Origin of the sequence: Burkholderia sp. Bp8986, from assembly GCF_003854225.1 — a bacterium.
Classification (GTDB): Bacteria; Pseudomonadota; Gammaproteobacteria; order Burkholderiales; family Burkholderiaceae; genus Burkholderia.
Genome location: NZ_QTQM01000013.1, coordinates 68,198 through 84,456, shown reverse-complemented (window position 1 = coordinate 84,456; position 16,259 = coordinate 68,198). Strand labels below are relative to the sequence as shown.

The following is a 16,259-nucleotide window of genomic DNA, read 5'->3' as shown; positions in this document are numbered from 1 at the left end:
ATGAACAAGAACGCTCAACCCTTTGATGGGACGGGATTATTCAGGAATGACGAACGGAACTCAACGTGCACTCCCACCTGAGGAATCAAGATGAACTCGCAGTGTCCCGCATCCCGATGCGTGGCCGGCAGTCGCCCGAATGGCCGGTTTCCTCCCGCCGTGCGATTCGCCTTGTGCCGGAGGATAGACCGGCAACTCAAGGTTGTCTCAGCGACGACTTTCTGTCTGTCCGGTTGCCGCTCAACCGACTATCCTTGCCTGCACATTCCCCATGGAACCCAGGAGACGACACCGTGACGCACAGCGTGATCCCCGCAGGCCTCGCCGACGAAATGATCGAGATCCGGCACCGCATTCATGCCCACCCCGAACTGGGCTTCGAGGAATTCGCGACGAGCGATCTCGTCGCCGGGCAGTTGCAGGCGTGGGGCTACACGGTGCAGCGCGGGCTCGGCGGCACGGGCGTCGTCGCGCAGCTGAAGGTGGGCAATGGCACGCAGCGCCTCGGCCTGCGTGCCGACATGGACGCGCTGCCGATCCACGAGTCGACCGGCCTGCCGTACCAGAGCACGATCCCCGGCAAGATGCACGCGTGCGGTCACGACGGCCACACGGCGATGCTGCTCGCGGCCGCGAAGCACCTGGCGCGCGAGCGCCGCTTTTCCGGCACGCTGAACCTGATTTTCCAGCCGGCCGAGGAAGGGCTCGGCGGCGCGAAGAAAATGCTCGACGACGGGCTGTTCGAGCAGTTCCCGTGCGACGCGATCTTCGCGATGCACAACATGCCGGGCTTCCCGACGGGCAAGTTCGGCTTCCTGCCGGGGCCGTTCATGGCGTCGTCCGATACCGTGACCATCGACGTGCAGGGGCGCGGCGGCCACGGCGCGGTGCCGCACAAGGCGATCGACCCGGTCGTCGTGTGCGCGCAGATCGTCATCGCGCTGCAGACGATCGTCTCGCGCAACGTATCGCCGCTCGACATGGCGATCGTCACGGTCGGTGCGATCCACGCGGGCGAGGCGCCGAACGTGATTCCCGACCGTGCGCAGATGCGCCTGTCCGTGCGCGCGCTGAAGCCCGAGGTGCGCGACCTGCTCGAGACACGCATCAAGGAAGTCGTTCATGCGCAGGCGGCCGTGTTCGGCGCGACCGCGACGATCGATTACCAGCGTCGCTATCCGGTGCTCGTCAACGATGCGGAGATGACCGCGTTCGCACGGGGCGTCGCGCGCGGGTGGGTCGGCGAAGCGAACCTGATCGACGGGATGGTGCCGCTCACCGGCAGCGAGGATTTCGCGTTCCTGCTCGAGAAGCGGCCGGGCTGCTACCTGATCATCGGCAACGGCGACGGGGAGGGCGGCTGCATGGTGCACAACCCCGGCTACGACTTCAACGACGCGGCGCTGCCGATCGGCGCGTCGTACTGGGTCAAGCTGGCGGAGACTTTCCTGGTGTGACGCCGCGGCGCATCGACGTGGGCACCGCCGCCCGGTGAGCGCCCGCGCGGCCATGACACCGGCCGCGCGGGACGCATTGGAAACGCGCCAAAGGCGCTACACAAGAGCTACCGCAAACCCTCGCCCAGGCTCCTGTTCCATTGGAAAGCGCTCACGCGCTGAATTTGACGCTCCTTGACATCGACGGCACGGGCCGCGTGCTACGCTGCGCGCGACGCCGGATCGGCTCGATGAATACAGGTGTGGACGACATGCGAAAACAGTTTCTGACCGTGCTGACGGCTTGCGCGGTCGGCGTTCTGGTGGCCGGATGCGACGACCAGAAGGTGGCTGACGCGGTGAATGCGATCAAGCCCGATCCGATGGCGTTCGGCAATCTGCAGCCGGGCGTCTCGACGACCGAGGACGTGCTGCGCCAGGCGGGCAAGCCCGAGATGGTCCGGCAGGGCGACGACGGCTCGCAGCGCTTCGAATATCCGCGCGGCCCGTACGGCACGAGCACGTACATGCTCGATTTCGGGCCCGACGGCCGGCTCGTGTCGATCACGCAGGCGCTGACGGCGGCGAACATCGCGAAGGTCGTGCCGGGGATGTCGAAGGACGACGTACGGCAACTGCTCGGCAAGCCGACCGAGGTCGCGCAATACGCGTTGAGCCATGAGGAAGTGTGGAGCTGGCACTGGGCCGAGGGCGGCGTATCGGGCGACGCGATGTTCAATGCGCATTTCTCCCCCGACGGCACCGTGATCCGGACTTCGCGCTCGGAAGCGCCGGGCCGCGAAAAACCCTGACCGCGCGGCCGCGCGGTGTCCCGGGGTATTTTTCGTCAGAATACCGTGCCGCCGAACAGCGCGGCCGCCATCTCCGGATTCGATGGCCAGTACATGTGCATGTAGGTCGCGACGATCGGGCCCGCGCGATAAACGGCTTCGCCGCTTCCGGGCGCGCCGTCGGGCCGCGCGGCCGTCGCCACCGGCGCCAGCGGCGTATCGAGCCGCGAATAATGAAACGTATGACCGCGCATCGGCCCGGTGCGCGTGTCCAGCTGCTGCATCCCGAGCGCCGCGAACCGGCGCTGCATCGTCGCATGGCCTGACAACAGTCCGAGCATCGGCGTCGTCGCGCCGTCCACGTCGGTCAGCGATTCGCACAGATACACCATCCCCCCGCATTCCGCGACGATCGGCAGGCCGGCCGCCGCGTGCGCGCGAATCGTCCGCGCGGTCACGGCATTCGCTGCGAGCGTCGCCGCATGCAGTTCCGGATAGCCGCCCGGCAGGAACAGCGCGTCGCAATCGTCGGGCACGGGTTCGTCCGCAAGCGGCGAAAAGAACCGCAGCTGCGCACCGAGCGCGTCGAGCAGCGCGAGATTGGCCGGATAGATGAACGAGAACGCGGCATCGCGCGCGATCGCGATCCGCTTGCCGGCGAGCACGCGCGGCAGCGCGGCGTGAACGTCCGGTTCCGCGAACGCGACGGCCGGCGGCAATTCGGCGAGCGCCGTCTGCGCGAGCACGTCGGCCGCACGCTCGAGCCGCGCGTCGAGATCGTCGATGTCGGCCGGCTGGTGCAGGCCGAGATGCCGTTCCGGCAGCGCGATGCCCGCATCGGCCGGCACGTGCCCGAGCCAGCGCAGGTCGTCCGGCAGCGCCTGCCGCAGCAGTTCCGCGTGTCGCGGCGACCCGACACGATTGCCCAGCACGCCGTGAAACGGCACCTCCGGCCGGAACCGCGCGAGCCCGAACGCGATCGCCGCGAACGTCTGCGCCATCGACTTCGCGGCAATCACCGCGACGACCGGCACGCCGAACGCGACCGCGAGATCGGCGCTGCTCGGCGTCCCGTCGAACAACCCCATCACGCCTTCGATCAGGATCAGGTCCGCGTCGCGCGCCGCATCGGCGAGCAGCGCGCGGCAGCCGGCTTCGCCGACCATGCCGAGGTCGAGCGCATGCACGGGCGCGCCGCTCGCGCGTTCGAGCAGCATCGGATCGAGAAAATCCGGCCCGGTCTTGAACACGCGCACGCGCCGGCCGAGCCGCCGGTGCAGCCGCGCGAGGCCGGCCGTCACCGACGTCTTGCCCTGGCCGGACGCGGGCGCGCTGACGAACAGCGCGGGGCAGGCCGGCATCGCTCAGAACTCCACGCCGGGTTGCGCCTTCACGCCTTGCTCCTTGTACGGATGCTTGACGAGACGCATTTCGGTGACGAGGTCGGCCGCGTCGATCAGCGCATCGGGCGCATGCCGCCCGGTGACGACGACGTGCACCGATTCCGGGCGCGCGACGAGCGTCGCGAGCACTTCGTCGAGCGGCAGGTATTCGTACTTCAGCACGGTGTTCAGCTCGTCGAGGATCACCATCCGGTACTCGCCGCTTTCGATCATCCGGCGCGCCTCGTCCCAGCCCTTGCGCGCGGTTGCGATGTCGGCGTCGCGGTTCTGCGTGTTCCACGTATAGCCGTCGCCCATCGTCACGAAGTCGCATTGCGCGACCGCGCCGAGGAAGTCGCGCTCGGACGTGTGCAGCGCGCCCTTGATGAACTGCACGACGCCGAGCCGCATGCCATGGCCGAGCACGCGCACGGCCATGCCGAACGCGGCCGTGCTCTTGCCCTTGCCGTTGCCGGTATTGACGATCAGCAGGCCCTTTTCCTGGGTAGCGGCAGCCTGCTTCTTTTCATGGCCGGCGCGGCGGCGTTCGGTCATCCGCTGATGGGATTCGGCATCGGTCTTCATCGGGAATCGTCCTGTCGAAAGCGAAACAAAAGGTTCAGAGCGGGCCGGCGAGCGCGACCGTCACGCCGTCCCGGATGGATTTGGGGCCGAGCAGCCGGCCATCGGGCGCCGCGAGCCGTGCGCACGGCTCGGCCACGCCCGCGACGCCGAAACGCGCGAGCGCCGCAGCCGACGGGCCGCTCAAGGCCGGTTCGGGGCACCGCGCGAGCTGCGCCGCGTCGAACGCGACGAGCGGCCAGCCGCGGCGTGCGCACAGCGTGCGCAGCGGCCGGGCACGCGCCTTGTCGGCGAGCGTCGCGACGACGGCCGGCTCGGCGTCCGGGTAGCGCGCCAGCGCCGCGCGGATCGCGGCATCGAGTTGCGCGGCCGTCACGCCCGCGCGGAAACCGACGCCGAGCGCGACGCGCATCATGCGCTGCCGCCGAGCGCCGCGCGCACCGCCGGATCGCCGGCGAGCGCCGCGACGCGGCCGATCACGACGATCGCGGGCGAGCCGATACCGGCGGCGCCCACGCGTTCGACGACCGTGTCGAGCGTCGCGAGCGCGTGCCGCTGCCCGTCGCGCGTCGCGTTCTCGATCGCCGCGCACGGCATGTCGCCGGGCACGCCGCCGTCACGCAGCGCGGCCACGATCGTGTCGAGCCGGCGTATGCCCATGTAGATCACGATCGTCATCCGCGTCGCGGCCAGCGCGCGCCAGTCGGGCTCGTCGGCGCCCGCGCCGTGGCCCGTGACGAAGATCACGCCCTGCGCGTCGCCGCGATGCGTGACCGGAATGCCGAGTGCGGCCGGGGCCGCGATACCTGCCGTGATGCCGTTCACGACCTCGACCGGGAAACCCGCCGCGCCGAGCGCGAGCAGCTCCTCGCCGCCGCGGCCGAACACGAACGGATCGCCGCCCTTGAGCCGCGCGACGCTGCGGCCCGCGCGCAGGTGCGCGAGCATCGCGGCGACGATCGTTTCCTGCGGCGTCGACGCGTGGCCGCCGCGCTTGCCGACGTGCTCGATGCGCGCGTCGGCGCGCGCATGGCGCAATACATCGGGGTTCACGAGATCGTCGACGAGCAGCACGTCGGCCGCGGCGATCGCGCGCACGGCCTTCAGCGTCAGCAGATCCGCGTCGCCGGGGCCGGCGCCGACGAGCCAGGCGCGGCTCATCGGGCGCGGCACGGCGCACACCGTGTCGTGGCAGTGGAAAGGGGACAGCGAGCGGCGCATCGGCGGCCGGCGGACAGGCAAGGCATGACGGATCGGGCGAAGCCCGCGCGAACGCGGGCGGAAAGCGCACCCCATCCGTCCCCCGCGGATCGGGCGTTCGGCGAGCAGCGGGCTCGCCCCTTGCGTCGGCCGGTATCCGGGCTGGCCGCTTGCCAGGCCGCAGCCTTCCCGCCCGCTGAAGGGCAGTGGCATCGCGGGCGGCCTGGGCGCGTGCGGGGGGAACCGCGGCGCGCGGGCGGCGTACCGTTGCGGGGACAGCACAGGCCGGGCGGACTTCCGCCTCCTGTTTCCCGTTTAACTGCGTGCGCGGAATGCGCATGCGAGCACCGAACGCGGCGCATACGATAGCACAGCGGTCGGCCCGCGCGAACCCGCCGCGCGGGCGCCGCAAGCGCCCCCGGTGCGATGCCGCCACCACGCCGGACGCGCCGCGGCGGGCCGTTCCGCCTTTACCTTGACGCTCCCCGCACCGCCGCCTACACTCGCACGCGTTTCGGTGCTCGCGCGCGCTCCTCCGGCGCGCGCAGTTAAACGGGAAACAGGGAGCCTGCCTGCGCCGCAGTCGGGCCAACCTGTGCTGCCCCCGCAACGGTAAGCGAACGCGTCGCGCCCAGCGCGATGCAGCGCCGCTTCGCCGCATGCCTGCCGCATGCGGACGACCGCCACTGGATGCCGCGCATCCGGGAAGGCGAAGCGGCGTGTTCGTCAGCCCGGATACCGGCCGAGACGTTGGGGTTCAGCGCCGCGGGGAGGCGGCGCATCGTCCACGGCCGCAGTTCGCCGGACGCCCGGGCGTTGCCCTTCCTTCGCCGATCCGTCAGCCGCTGCACGCGTGCGGGCCGGGGCGAAGAACGGCCAGCTCCGCGGGCAGGCCGACGACGGCCGTGTTGGCATTCATCATGTCGACCGTTCGCAAAGGAGCATCATGCTCGACTCGTTCTTCCGCCTGTTCAACGACAGCCCGTCCGGGCTGCGCGGCAAAATCGTCGCGATCTATTCATTGCTCGTCGCATTCAACGTCGGCGCGTGGATCTGGGCCTTCATCGCGTTTCGCGACCAGCCCGTGCTGCTGGGTACCGCGCTGCTCGCCTACGTGTTCGGGCTGCGCCACGCGGTCGACGCCGATCATATCGCCGCGATCGACAACGTCACGCGCAAGCTGATGCAGGAGGGCCGCAGCCCGCTCGGCGCGGGCCTGTTCTTCTCGCTCGGCCATTCGACGGTGGTGATCGTGATGTCGGTCGCGGTCGCGCTGACCGCGGCGTCGCTCGCGCGCTTCGAGAGCATGAAGACCTGGGGCGGCGTGATCAGCACGAGCGTGTCGGCGTTCTTCCTGCTGGTGCTCGCGGCCGCGAACCTGCTGATCCTGATCTCCGTGTACCGGACGTTTCGCGCGGCCCGCCGCGGCGAGCCGATCGTCGACGCCGACCTCGACATGCTGATGAACCAGCGCGGCGTGCTGGCCCGCCTGTTCCGGCCGTTGTTCCGCCTCGTGTCGCGCAGCTGGCACCTGTATCCGGTCGGCTTCCTGTTCGGCTTCGGCTTCGATACCGCGACCGAGATCGCGCTGTTCGGCATTTCGGCCACGCAGGTGCAGGGCGGCCTGTCGTTCTGGTCGGTGATGGTGCTGCCGGTGCTGTTCACCGCGGGCATGACGCTCGTCGACACGACCGACGGCATCCTGATGATGGGCGCGTACCGCTGGGCGTACGTGCGGCCGATCCGCAAGATCTACTACAACATGACGATCACGTTCGTGTCGGTGCTGGTTGCCGCGCTGATCGGCGGCATCGAGGTGCTCGCGCTGCTCGCGGACAAACTCTCGCTGCAGGGCCCGGTATGGGATTTCGCGACGATGGTCGCATCGCATTTCGGCATGCTCGGCTACGTCGTGATCGGCCTGTTCGTCGCGTGCTGGATCGTATCGGCCGCGATCTACCGCCTCAAACGCTACGACGAGATCGACGTGACGCTCTCGGCCTGACTCCCTTTTAGACACAGGACCCACCATGACCCTACGCAAGCTTCCCGTCACGATCGTCACGGGCTTTCTCGGCAGCGGCAAGACCACGCTGATGCGCCACATCCTGCAGCATGCAGAAGGCCGCCGCATCGCGGTGATCGTCAACGAATTCGGCGAGCTCGGCATCGACGGCGAAATCCTGAAGGGCTGCGGGATCGGCTGCGAGGATGCCGAGGGCGCCCGCAGCGAAGCGTCGGGCCAGCTGTACGAACTCGCGAACGGCTGCCTGTGCTGCACCGTTCAGGAGGAGTTCTATCCGGTGATGGAAGCGCTCGTCGAGCGCCGCGCCGACATCGATCACGTGCTGATCGAGACGTCGGGCCTCGCGCTGCCGAAGCCGCTCGTGCAGGCCTTCAACTGGCCCACGATCCGCAACAGCTTCACGGTCGACGCGGTCGTGACCGTCGTCGACGGGCCGGCCGCCGCGAGCGGCCAGTTCGCCGAGAACCCGCAGGCCGTCGACGCGCAGCGCCGCGCCGATCCGAACCTCGACCACGAATCGCCGCTGCATGAACTGTTCGCCGACCAGCTGTCGTCCGCCGATCTCGTGATCGTGAACAAGGCCGACCTCGTCGCCGACGCGCAGTTCGCCGCGGTCGAAGCCGCGATTCGCGAGGAGATCCCGCCGCAGGTGAAGATCGTGCGCGCGACGCGCGGCGAGCTCGACCTCGCGATGCTGCTCGGCCTCGAATCGGCATCGGAGGAAACGATCCACCTGCGGCACGACCATCACGGCTCGGCCGACGACGGCGATCACGACCATCACCACGACGAATTCGATTCGGTGGTGGTGTCGGGCGACGCGGGCTCGCGCGAGGCGACGATCGCCGCGCTGCAGCGTGTCGTCGAGACGCACACGATCTACCGCGCGAAAGGCTTCGCGGCGCTGCCCGATGCGCCGATGCGGCTCGTGATCCAGGGCGTCGGCCGTCGCTTCGACAGCTATTTCGACCGTCGCTGGCAGGACGGCGAACCGCGTGCGAGCCGCTTCGTGCTGATCGGCGAGGATCTCGACGCGGCCGCGCTGCAGCGCGCGTTCGACGTCGCGTGCGCGGCCGAGCCGCAACAGGCGTAACGCACGATGCATCTGCTGCGCACCACGCCGGGCGGCTTCGTCGACGATACGCAGGGTGTCGTCCGGATCGACCAGCAGCCGGCCGACATCGTGATCCTGAGCTCGGCCGACACGACGCTGTCGCTGCTGGCCAGCGTCGTGCCGAAGCTGCCGGCCGGCTTTCCGAGCGTGCGGCTCGCGAACGTCACGTTCCTGCGGCAGCCGGCGTCGGTCGATTTCTATGTCGACGACGTGCTGCGTCATGCGAAGACGGTCGTGATCGACCATCTGGGCGGCGAAGCGTACTGGCCGTACGGGATCGAACAGGCCGTGTCGCTCGCGTCGAAACGCAGGCAGCAGCTCGCGATGTTCTCGGGCGACCTGCAGGAAGATCCGAACCTCGTCGCGAAGAGCACGGTCGCACCGGACCTGTGCCGGTTGTGGTGGCACTATCTGCGCGAAGGCGGGATGCACAACGCCGAAGCGTTGCTGCGCAGCATCGCGTTCCATACGCTCGGGGTCGGCGACGAACCCGAGCTGCCGCGCCCGCTGCCGGCCGCCGCGCTGTATCACCCGGCGCGCGACCCGGCGAGCGTCGACGACTGGCGTCCGCGCTGGACGCCCGGCGCGCCCGTCGTCGCGATCCTGTTCTATCGTGCGCACTGGCAGGCCGCGAACACCGCCGTGTTCGACGCGTTGGCCGATGCGCTCGTGCGCGAAGGGCTCAATCCGCTGCCGATCGCCGTCACGTCATTGAAGGATGCCGTGAGCCGCGAGGTCATCACGCGGCTGTGCGACACGCACGGTGTCGCGCTCGTGCTGAACACCACGGCCTTCGCGGCCGGCGCGATCGACAGCCCCGAGCCCGACGTGCTCGCCGGCGACGCGCCGGTGCTGCAGGTGATCCTGTCCGGCGGCAACCGCGACGCGTGGGTGGCCGACAACCAGGGGCTGCACGCGCGCGACATCGCGATGCACATCGCGTTGCCCGAAGTCGACGGGCGCATCGTCACCCGCGCGGTGAGCTTCAAGGGGCTGGCATATCGTTGTCCGCACACCGAAGTCGACGTCGTGCGCTACCAGCCGGACGCCGAACGGATCGCGTTCGTCGCGGCGCTCGCGCGCGGCTGGTGCCGGCTGCGCACGCTCGACCCGGCCGACAAGCGCATCGCGCTGATCCTCGCGAATTATCCGCAAAGCGAAGGGCGGATCGGCAACGGCGTCGGGCTCGACACGCCGGCGTCCGCGCTGCGCGTGCTGGCGGCGCTGCGCGACGCGGGCTATAGCGTGGCCGACCTGCCGGCCGACGGCGACGCGCTGATCGCGCGGCTCACCGAAGGCGTGACCAACGACCCGGCCGTGCGCGCATTGCGCCCGGCGTTCCAGAGTTTCGCGCTGGCCGATTACATTGCGCATTTCGCGCGACTGCCGGCCGCCGTGCGCGACGCGCTGAACGCACGCTGGGGCCCGCCCGATGCCGATCCGACGCTGCGGCAGGGGCGCTTCACGATCGCCGGCTGGCGCGCGGGCAACGTGTTCGTCGGCATCCAGCCGTCGCGTTCGCGCGGCGAGAACGACTATGCGAGCTACCACGACGCGGATCTCGTGCCGCCGCACGCGTACCTCGCGTTCTATTTCTGGCTGCGCGATGCGTTCGGCATCGACGCGGTCATCCACCTCGGCAAGCACGGCAACCTCGAATGGCTGCCGGGCAAGAGCGTCGCGCTGTCCGACGCGTGCTGGCCCGACCTGACGCTCGGGCCGCTGCCGCACCTGTATCCGTTCATCGTCAACGATCCGGGCGAGGGCAGCCAGGCGAAGCGCCGCGCGCAGGCGGTGATCATCGATCACCTGATGCCGCCGCTCACGCGCGCGGAAAACTACGGCCCGCTGCAGGATCTCGAACGGCAGGTCGACGAATACTACGAGGCGCTGATGGTCGATGCGCGGCGCGCGAAGCTGCTGCGCAAGACGATCCTCGCGACGATCGCCGAACACCGGCTGCACGACGAACTGAGCGTGTCGCCGCCGCGCGATGTGGGCGACGAAGATGCGCTGCTGACGCGCGTCGACGCGTGGCTGTGCGAATTGAAGGAAGCGCAGATTCGCGACGGGCTGCATGTGTTCGGCGCGTCGCCGGCCGAGCGTCAGCGCCGCGACACGCTGCTCGCGCTCGCGCGCTTTCCGGTCGGCGACGGCAAGGGCGAACGTGCGGGGCTGATCGGCGCGCTCGCGCGCGATCTCGTGCTCGGCGACGATTTCGATCCGCTCGCGGCCGACTGGGCCGCGCCGTGGACGGGCCCGCGGCCGGCCGTGCTGCAGGCGCTCGACACATCGCCGTGGCGCCATGCGGGCGACACGCGCGAGCGGCTCGAACGGCTCGCGCAGCAGTGGCTCGACGGCGTGTGTGCGGCCGGCACGTCCGGCGCTTCCGGGATCGGCACGACGCCGCCCGGCGACTGGCCGCATACGCTCGCCGTCATCGAACGCGTGCGCGCGACGCTGATGCCCGCGCTCGACGCGTGCGGCGGCGAGGAAATGCGCCAGCTGCTGCGCGGGCTCGATGGCCGCTTCGTGCCGCCGGGGCCGAGCGGCTCGCCGTCGCGCGGCCGCCCCGACGTGCTGCCGACGGGCCGCAACTTCTATTCGGTCGATACGCGCGCGGTGCCGACGCAGGCCGCGTGGTCGCTCGGGCTGAAATCCGCGCAGCAGCTGATCGAACGTCATCTGCAGGATCACGGCGACTATCCGCGCGCGATCGGGCTGTCGGTGTGGGGGACGGCCACGATGCGCACCGGCGGCGACGACATCGCTCAGGCGTTCGCGCTCCTCGGCGTACGGCCGAAATGGGCGCACGGCAGCCATCGCGTGACCGACTTCGAGATCCTGCCGATCGAGATCTTCGACCGGCCGCGCATCGACGTGACGCTGCGCGTGTCCGGCTTCTTCCGCGACGCGTTCCCGAACCTGATGCACCTGTTCGACGCCGCCGTGCAGGCCGTCGCCGCGCTCGACGAGCCGGAGGCCCTGAACCCGATCCGCGCGCGCGTCGAGCGCGAACGCGCAACGTGGATCGAGCGGGGCGTGGCGCCGGACGAAGCGCGACGCCGTGCCGGCTGGCGCGTGTTCGGCGCGCGGCCGGGCAGCTACGGCGCCGGCCTGCAGGACCTGATCGACCAGCGCCGCTGGCAGAGCGACGCCGATCTCGCCGATGCGTACCGCCAGTGGGGCGGCCACGCATACGCGCAGAACAGCGCGGGCGAGCCCGCGCCCGACGTGTTCGGCGAGCGGCTCGCGACGATCGACGTGGTCGTGCAGAACCAGGACAGCCGCGAACACGACATCCTCGATTCGAACGACTACTACCAGTTCCAGGGCGGGATGACGGCGGCCGTCCGGCACCTGTCCGGGCAGCAGCCGAGCATCTATCACGGCGACCATGCGAACCCGGCCGCGCCGAAGATGCGCACGCTGCGCGAGGAGATCGCGCGCGTGATCCGCTCGCGCGTCGTCAATCCGAAATGGCTCGACGGCGTGAAGCGCCATGGCTACAAGGGCGCGGCCGAAATGGCCGCGACCGTCGACTACCTGTACGGCTATGACGCGACCGCGCGCGTGCTGTCGGACCACCAGTACGCGCTCGTCGCCGACGCGTACCTGTTCGACGACGACACGCGCGTGTTCCTCGAACGCCACAACCCGAAGGCGCTGCACGGCATCTGCGAACGCTTCGTCGAAGCGATGCAGCGCGGGCTGTGGCAGCAGCCGGGCGACTATCGCGAGCGGATCGAAGCGGTCTGGCTCGACAGCGAACAACTTCAGGAAGGAGGACGGCGATGACCGATCCGACGACGCAGCACGCACGCGCGGTATTCCCGTTCGCGGCGCTGGTCGCGCAGCAACCGCTGCAGCAGGCGCTGCTGCTCGCGGCGATCGACCCGTCGCTCGGCGGCGTGCTCGTCAGCGGGCCGCGTGGCACCGCGAAATCGACCGCCGCACGCGCGCTCGCCGAACTGTTGCCCGAAGGGGCATTCGTCACGCTGCCGCTGTCGGCGAGCGACGAGCAGGTCACGGGCACGCTCGATCTCGCGCATGCGCTCGCCGAAAACGGCGTGCGCTTCCGGCCGGGCCTGCTCGCGCGCGCGCATCGCGGCGTGCTGTACGTCGACGAGGTGAACCTGCTCGCCGACGGGCTCGTCGATACGCTGCTCGATGTCGCCGCGAGCGGCGTGAACGTGGTCGAGCGCGATGGCGTGTCGCATGCGCACGACGCGCGCTTCGTGCTGGTCGGCACGATGAACGCCGAGGAAGGCGAACTGCGCCCGCAATTGCTCGACCGCTTCGGGCTGATGGTCGAACTCGCGAACTGCTTCGACGCCGCGCAGCGCGAACAGATCGTGAAGGCGCGCCTCGCGTTCGATCTCGATCCGGATGCGTTTCGCGCACGTCACGCGACTGCACAGCGCGACCTCCGCGACCGCATCCACGCGGCGCGGGCAAAGTTGTCGACGCTGGATTTCGACGATGCGGTTCACGCGCGCGTCAGCGCGCTTTGCATCGACGCGGCCGTCGACGGCCTGCGCGCCGACCTCGTGATGCTGCGCGCCGCGCGCGCGCTCGCGGCGCTGGAACAGGCCGACGCGGTGACGGTGTCACATGTCGAACGCGTGGCCGACGCGGTGCTGCGGCATCGGCGTCATGCGGGTGCGCCGCCGTCGTCGGGCGCGTCGCAGTCGAATGCAGAGGGCGGCGGCGACCGCGACGACCCTGCGCCGCCGGACCTGCGCCGGCAGCCCGATCATCGACCGGGCGCGGCACGAAACGATGCAACGGCGTCGCAAGGCGACTGGGGCTACCTGCCGCCCGAGCCCGCCGGACTGCGCGACGTGAAAGGCGTAGTGCCGCTGCCGCTAAAAAAACGCTGAGCCATCGAGCCGACGCCGCCGCGAACACCGTTCGCGGTCCTCGATGGCTGCCAGGCGCCGCCGCGCGCGTGCCGGGAACGGTGCGTGCCGGCACGGCCGTTGCATGGCCGGCGACGCTCGCCGCGAAGCGCGGCGGCCCGCTGCACGCCGACCACCTGCGTTTTCGCAAGCAGGTCGGCACGCCGCGCGCACTCCATTGCTTCGTGCTCGACTGTTCGGCGTCGATGCTGTCGCACGAACGGCTCGCGCTCGCGAAAGGGCTGATCGTCGCGTACTTCGATCAGGCCGCGCGCGACCGCGTGGCAACCGCGCTGATCTGTTTCGGCGGCAACGGCGCCGAGCGGCGCTTCGGCCCGGCCGTGCCGCGCTGGTGGAATGCGCGCTGGCTCGAGCCGGTGGACGGCGGCGGCGGCACACCGCTTGCGGACGGCATCGCCGCCGCCGGACACTTGCTCGCCGGCGCCGCACGGCGCACGCCGGACCAGCAGCGCTGGCTGTGGGTGCTGTCCGACGGGCGCACGCGCGAAACACCGCCGAAACCGGCGGCCGCCGATCACGTCGTGTTCGTCGATTTCGACGATGCAGCCGTGCGGATCGGGCAGGGCAGGCGGCTCGCCGATGCGTGGGGCGCGCAATGGATGACGGCCGCGTCGCTGTGTCCACGGCTGGCCGGCTGATCCGGTGATCGGGCGCGCGGGCCGGGCGGGCCGATTGCCGGCGCTGCGCTATGATCGCCGTTTCTACTCACCGGAATGCCTTCCATGCAAGTACTCGTCGATGCCGACGCGTGTCCCGCCGTCATCAAGGACATGCTGTTTCGCGCCGCGCGTCGCGCCGAGATCTGCGTGACGCTGGTCGCGAACCAGTTCCTGCGCACGCCGCCGTCGCCGTTCATCAAGGCGCTGCAGGTGCCGGCCGGCTTCGACGTGGCCGATGCGCGGATCGTCGAGCTCGCGGCAGCCGGCGATCTCGTGATCACCGCCGACATCCCGCTGGCCGCCGCCGTCCTCGACAAGGGCGCGCATGCACTCGACCCGCGCGGCAACTGGTTCAGCCGCGAGAACATCGAGGAGCGCCTGTCGACGCGCGCGATGATGGATCAGCTGCGCAGCGCGGGCATCGACACGGGCGGGCCGGCCCCGTTCAGCGCACGCGACGGCAAGGCGTTCGCGTCGCAGCTCGACCGGTTCCTGGCACGCCACGGCAAGCCGTGACACATCAGGCCCCGCGCGTCGATCGTGCGATACGTCACCGGTTTCGCGTCGAACCGTCCGCTACGGCAGAATACGGATGCTGCCCCGGCATCGATGTCGTGGCGCGAACGACCCACCTGAGGGCATGGATGTCACCGACTCAACTTCTCGTTCCAACGTTCACCCAGATGCTGCGCGCGCAATCCGCGTGGCTCCACAAGGCCGTGGCGCACCGGCAGGCCGCCGGCGACGCGCCCGATGCGGTGCTCGCGCTGAAGCTCGCACCCGACATGTATCCGCTCGCGGCGCAGGTGCGGTTTTCGTGCTTCCAGGCGATGGAACCCGTCTACCGGCTGCGCGGCGAACCGCTGCCGGACGCGCTGCTGGCGTTGCGGGAAGCCGGCTGGCATGCCGATGCGCAGCCCGGCACGCTGGGCGACGCACAGGGCATCCTCGCCGGCACGATCGCGTTCCTCGGCGAACTCGCGCCCGACGCACTCGACGGTGGCGCCGCGCTGCCGATCGCGCTCGCACTGCCGAACGGTATCGCGTTCGACATGACCGGCGAGCAGTACGTGCGCGACTGGGCGCTGCCGCAGTTCTATTTTCATTCGATCGCTGCGTACGCGATCCTGCGCCATCACGGCGTCGAGCTGGGCAAGGCCGACTACGTGCCGCACATGCTGGCCTACGTGCGGCCCGGCACGATTCCGCAGGGTTGAACGGTCGAGCGGACGATCCCGCCGCCGCGCACCGGCATGACACGCGCCCTGTTCATCTGCAGCCGCAATCGGCTGCGCAGCCCGACGGCCGAGGCGGTGTTCGCCGCGTGGCCGGGCGTCGAAACCGACTCCGCGGGCCTCGCGCCCGACGCGGAAACGCGTCTGTCCGCGGAACAGCTCGAATGGGCCGAGATCGTGTTCGTGATGGAACGCGCGCACCAGGCGAAGCTGCACGCCCGATTCGGCGCCCGGCTGAAGCAAAAGAAGATCGTCTGTCTCGACATCCCCGACCGCTACGCATACATGCAGCCGGAACTGGTCGCGCTGCTCGAGCGCAAGGCCGGGCCATTGCTGCACGCGTGAGCCGCGCGGGCCGGTTCAGCGCGAGCGAAGCGGCCCGTCCGCGAGCGCGGAAAAGCGGTCGAGGTGCAGCAGCTCGATGATCTTGCGGGTCGGCACGCTCGCCCGCAGCGTCTCCAGCCGCTCGACGTCGAACCACTTGCAGCGCGCGATCTCGTTGCTCGCGCGTGGCGTCAGGTGTTTCGGCACGTCGGCCACGAACACGTGATGGAGCTTCGTGAGGCCGCCGAACTGCACCGCGTAGTCGAGCGCGAGCCCCTCCAGCCGCGTTTCCTCCGCCAGTTCCCGCTGCGCGGCCTCCAGCGGCGTCTCGCCGCGCCGGATCGTGCCGCCCGGCAGCGACCAGCGCGCCGCGGTACGGGCGACCAGCAGCACGCTGCTGCGCTGGCGGCACACGATCGTGGCGCGTTCCTTGATGCTGACGACGGTATCCGGCCCGGTATTCATGTTCGGCAAAACAAAACTGGTGCTCAATCGTGAAGGGAAATGCACGTCGGCCGATCGCCGGGCACGACGGCATGCAAGCCGCCGCGCCGATCATACCGGCCGTTCGTGACAGTTCCGTGCGTT

Annotated in this window: 15 protein-coding genes and 2 riboswitches; of the genes, 10 read left to right on the top strand and 5 right to left on the bottom strand. The window is 69.9% G+C overall.

The features are described from left to right. Positions 1-293 precede the first annotated feature (293 nt). Together DID99_RS14715 and bamE are read left to right on the top strand one after the other, a co-directional pair. The gene (locus DID99_RS14715) at positions 294-1,457 is read left to right on the top strand and encodes a M20 aminoacylase family protein (protein WP_124485510.1); all 1,164 of its coding nucleotides are present in this window, start codon (positions 294-296) and stop codon (positions 1,455-1,457) included. Positions 1,458-1,708: 251 nt separating this feature from the next. Further along, positions 1,709-2,248 carry an outer membrane protein assembly factor BamE gene (gene bamE / locus DID99_RS14710; protein ID WP_124667000.1) on the top strand — a complete coding sequence of 180 codons (540 nt, stop codon included), beginning with the start codon at positions 1,709-1,711 and terminating at the stop codon, positions 2,246-2,248. Positions 2,249-2,283: 35 nt separating this feature from the next. Here bamE and DID99_RS14705 read toward each other — a convergent pair whose 3' ends face one another. From DID99_RS14705 to cobA, 4 genes are read right to left on the bottom strand one after another with little or no spacing between them, the layout of a single operon-like run. Then, positions 2,284-3,588, bottom strand: coding sequence for a cobyrinate a,c-diamide synthase (locus DID99_RS14705; protein ID WP_124666999.1), 1,305 nt, complete (start codon positions 3,586-3,588; stop codon positions 2,284-2,286). 3 nt (positions 3,589-3,591) lie between these two features. Continuing rightward, entirely contained in the window at positions 3,592-4,194 is a 603-nt protein-coding gene (gene cobO, locus DID99_RS14700) for a cob(I)yrinic acid a,c-diamide adenosyltransferase (RefSeq protein WP_044843565.1), read from the bottom strand. Positions 4,195-4,228: 34 nt separating this feature from the next. Next, entirely contained in the window at positions 4,229-4,606 is a 378-nt protein-coding gene (locus DID99_RS14695) for a cobalamin biosynthesis protein (RefSeq protein ID WP_124485507.1), read from the bottom strand. Continuing rightward, complete coding sequence (cobA, locus tag DID99_RS14690) at positions 4,603-5,412, bottom strand: uroporphyrinogen-III C-methyltransferase (protein WP_185500366.1); 810 nt, start codon at positions 5,410-5,412, stop codon at positions 4,603-4,605. The genes DID99_RS14695 and cobA overlap by 4 nt, the downstream gene beginning before the upstream one ends. Before the next feature lie 109 nt (positions 5,413-5,521). Beyond that, a riboswitch (cobalamin riboswitch) is annotated at positions 5,522-5,758 on the bottom strand. Positions 5,759-5,889: 131 nt separating this feature from the next. Then, positions 5,890-6,153: riboswitch (cobalamin riboswitch) on the top strand. A 184-nt stretch (positions 6,154-6,337) separates the two neighbouring features. On the opposite strand from cobA, the gene DID99_RS14685 reads away from it, so the two are divergent. From DID99_RS14685 to DID99_RS14650, 8 genes are all read left to right on the top strand, one after another. Next, the gene (locus tag DID99_RS14685) at positions 6,338-7,396 is read left to right on the top strand and encodes a HoxN/HupN/NixA family nickel/cobalt transporter (RefSeq protein ID WP_044843562.1); all 1,059 of its coding nucleotides are present in this window, start codon (positions 6,338-6,340) and stop codon (positions 7,394-7,396) included. 25 nt (positions 7,397-7,421) lie between these two features. After that, on the top strand, positions 7,422-8,510 hold the full coding sequence (gene cobW / locus DID99_RS14680) for a cobalamin biosynthesis protein CobW (protein WP_124570484.1): 1,089 nt from the start codon (positions 7,422-7,424) through the stop codon (positions 8,508-8,510). 6 nt (positions 8,511-8,516) lie between these two features. Then, positions 8,517-12,329: a cobaltochelatase subunit CobN gene (gene cobN, locus DID99_RS14675; protein ID WP_124666998.1), complete on the top strand. Its 3,813-nt coding sequence runs from the start codon at positions 8,517-8,519 to the stop codon at positions 12,327-12,329. After that, positions 12,326-13,414 (top strand): ATP-binding protein, encoded by a 1,089-nt coding sequence (locus DID99_RS14670; protein ID WP_124666997.1) that lies wholly within the window; start codon positions 12,326-12,328, stop codon positions 13,412-13,414. Before cobN ends, DID99_RS14670 begins: the two co-directional genes overlap by 4 nt. A 68-nt stretch (positions 13,415-13,482) precedes the next feature. Further along, complete coding sequence (locus tag DID99_RS14665; RefSeq protein ID WP_124666996.1) at positions 13,483-14,091, top strand: VWA domain-containing protein; 609 nt, start codon at positions 13,483-13,485, stop codon at positions 14,089-14,091. 84 nt (positions 14,092-14,175) lie between these two features. Next, positions 14,176-14,628 carry a YaiI/YqxD family protein gene (locus tag DID99_RS14660; protein ID WP_044843557.1) on the top strand — a complete coding sequence of 151 codons (453 nt, stop codon included), beginning with the start codon at positions 14,176-14,178 and terminating at the stop codon, positions 14,626-14,628. Between the two features lie 128 nt (positions 14,629-14,756). Further along, on the top strand, positions 14,757-15,329 hold the full coding sequence (locus DID99_RS14655) for a DUF1993 family protein (RefSeq protein WP_124666995.1): 573 nt from the start codon (positions 14,757-14,759) through the stop codon (positions 15,327-15,329). A gap of 36 nt (positions 15,330-15,365) precedes the next feature. Beyond that, positions 15,366-15,692 (top strand): low molecular weight protein tyrosine phosphatase family protein, encoded by a 327-nt coding sequence (locus tag DID99_RS14650; protein ID WP_124666994.1) that lies wholly within the window; start codon positions 15,366-15,368, stop codon positions 15,690-15,692. A gap of 15 nt (positions 15,693-15,707) precedes the next feature. Here the strand turns inward: DID99_RS14650 and DID99_RS14645 are convergent, their stop codons facing one another. Further along, positions 15,708-16,136: an NUDIX hydrolase gene (locus DID99_RS14645; RefSeq protein ID WP_124520781.1), complete on the bottom strand. Its 429-nt coding sequence runs from the start codon at positions 16,134-16,136 to the stop codon at positions 15,708-15,710. Positions 16,137-16,259 lie beyond the last annotated feature (123 nt).

Coding starts and splice junctions, on each gene's coding strand:
- bamE (WP_124667000.1), top strand. CDS start 1,709: ATGCGAAAACAGTTTCTGACCGTGCTGACGGCTTGCGCGGTCGGCGTT.
- DID99_RS14705 (WP_124666999.1), bottom strand. CDS start 3,588: ATGCCGGCCTGCCCCGCGCTGTTCGTCAGCGCGCCCGCGTCCGGCCAG.
- cobO (WP_044843565.1), bottom strand. CDS start 4,194: ATGAAGACCGATGCCGAATCCCATCAGCGGATGACCGAACGCCGCCGC.
- DID99_RS14695 (WP_124485507.1), bottom strand. CDS start 4,606: ATGATGCGCGTCGCGCTCGGCGTCGGTTTCCGCGCGGGCGTGACGGCC.
- cobA (WP_185500366.1), bottom strand. CDS start 5,412: ATGCGCCGCTCGCTGTCCCCTTTCCACTGCCACGACACGGTGTGCGCC.
- DID99_RS14685 (WP_044843562.1), top strand. CDS start 6,338: ATGCTCGACTCGTTCTTCCGCCTGTTCAACGACAGCCCGTCCGGGCTG.
- cobW (WP_124570484.1), top strand. CDS start 7,422: ATGACCCTACGCAAGCTTCCCGTCACGATCGTCACGGGCTTTCTCGGC.
- cobN (WP_124666998.1), top strand. CDS start 8,517: ATGCATCTGCTGCGCACCACGCCGGGCGGCTTCGTCGACGATACGCAG.
- DID99_RS14670 (WP_124666997.1), top strand. CDS start 12,326: ATGACCGATCCGACGACGCAGCACGCACGCGCGGTATTCCCGTTCGCG.
- DID99_RS14660 (WP_044843557.1), top strand. CDS start 14,176: ATGCAAGTACTCGTCGATGCCGACGCGTGTCCCGCCGTCATCAAGGAC.
- DID99_RS14655 (WP_124666995.1), top strand. CDS start 14,757: ATGTCACCGACTCAACTTCTCGTTCCAACGTTCACCCAGATGCTGCGC.
- DID99_RS14650 (WP_124666994.1), top strand. CDS start 15,366: ATGACACGCGCCCTGTTCATCTGCAGCCGCAATCGGCTGCGCAGCCCG.
- DID99_RS14645 (WP_124520781.1), bottom strand. CDS start 16,136: ATGAATACCGGGCCGGATACCGTCGTCAGCATCAAGGAACGCGCCACG.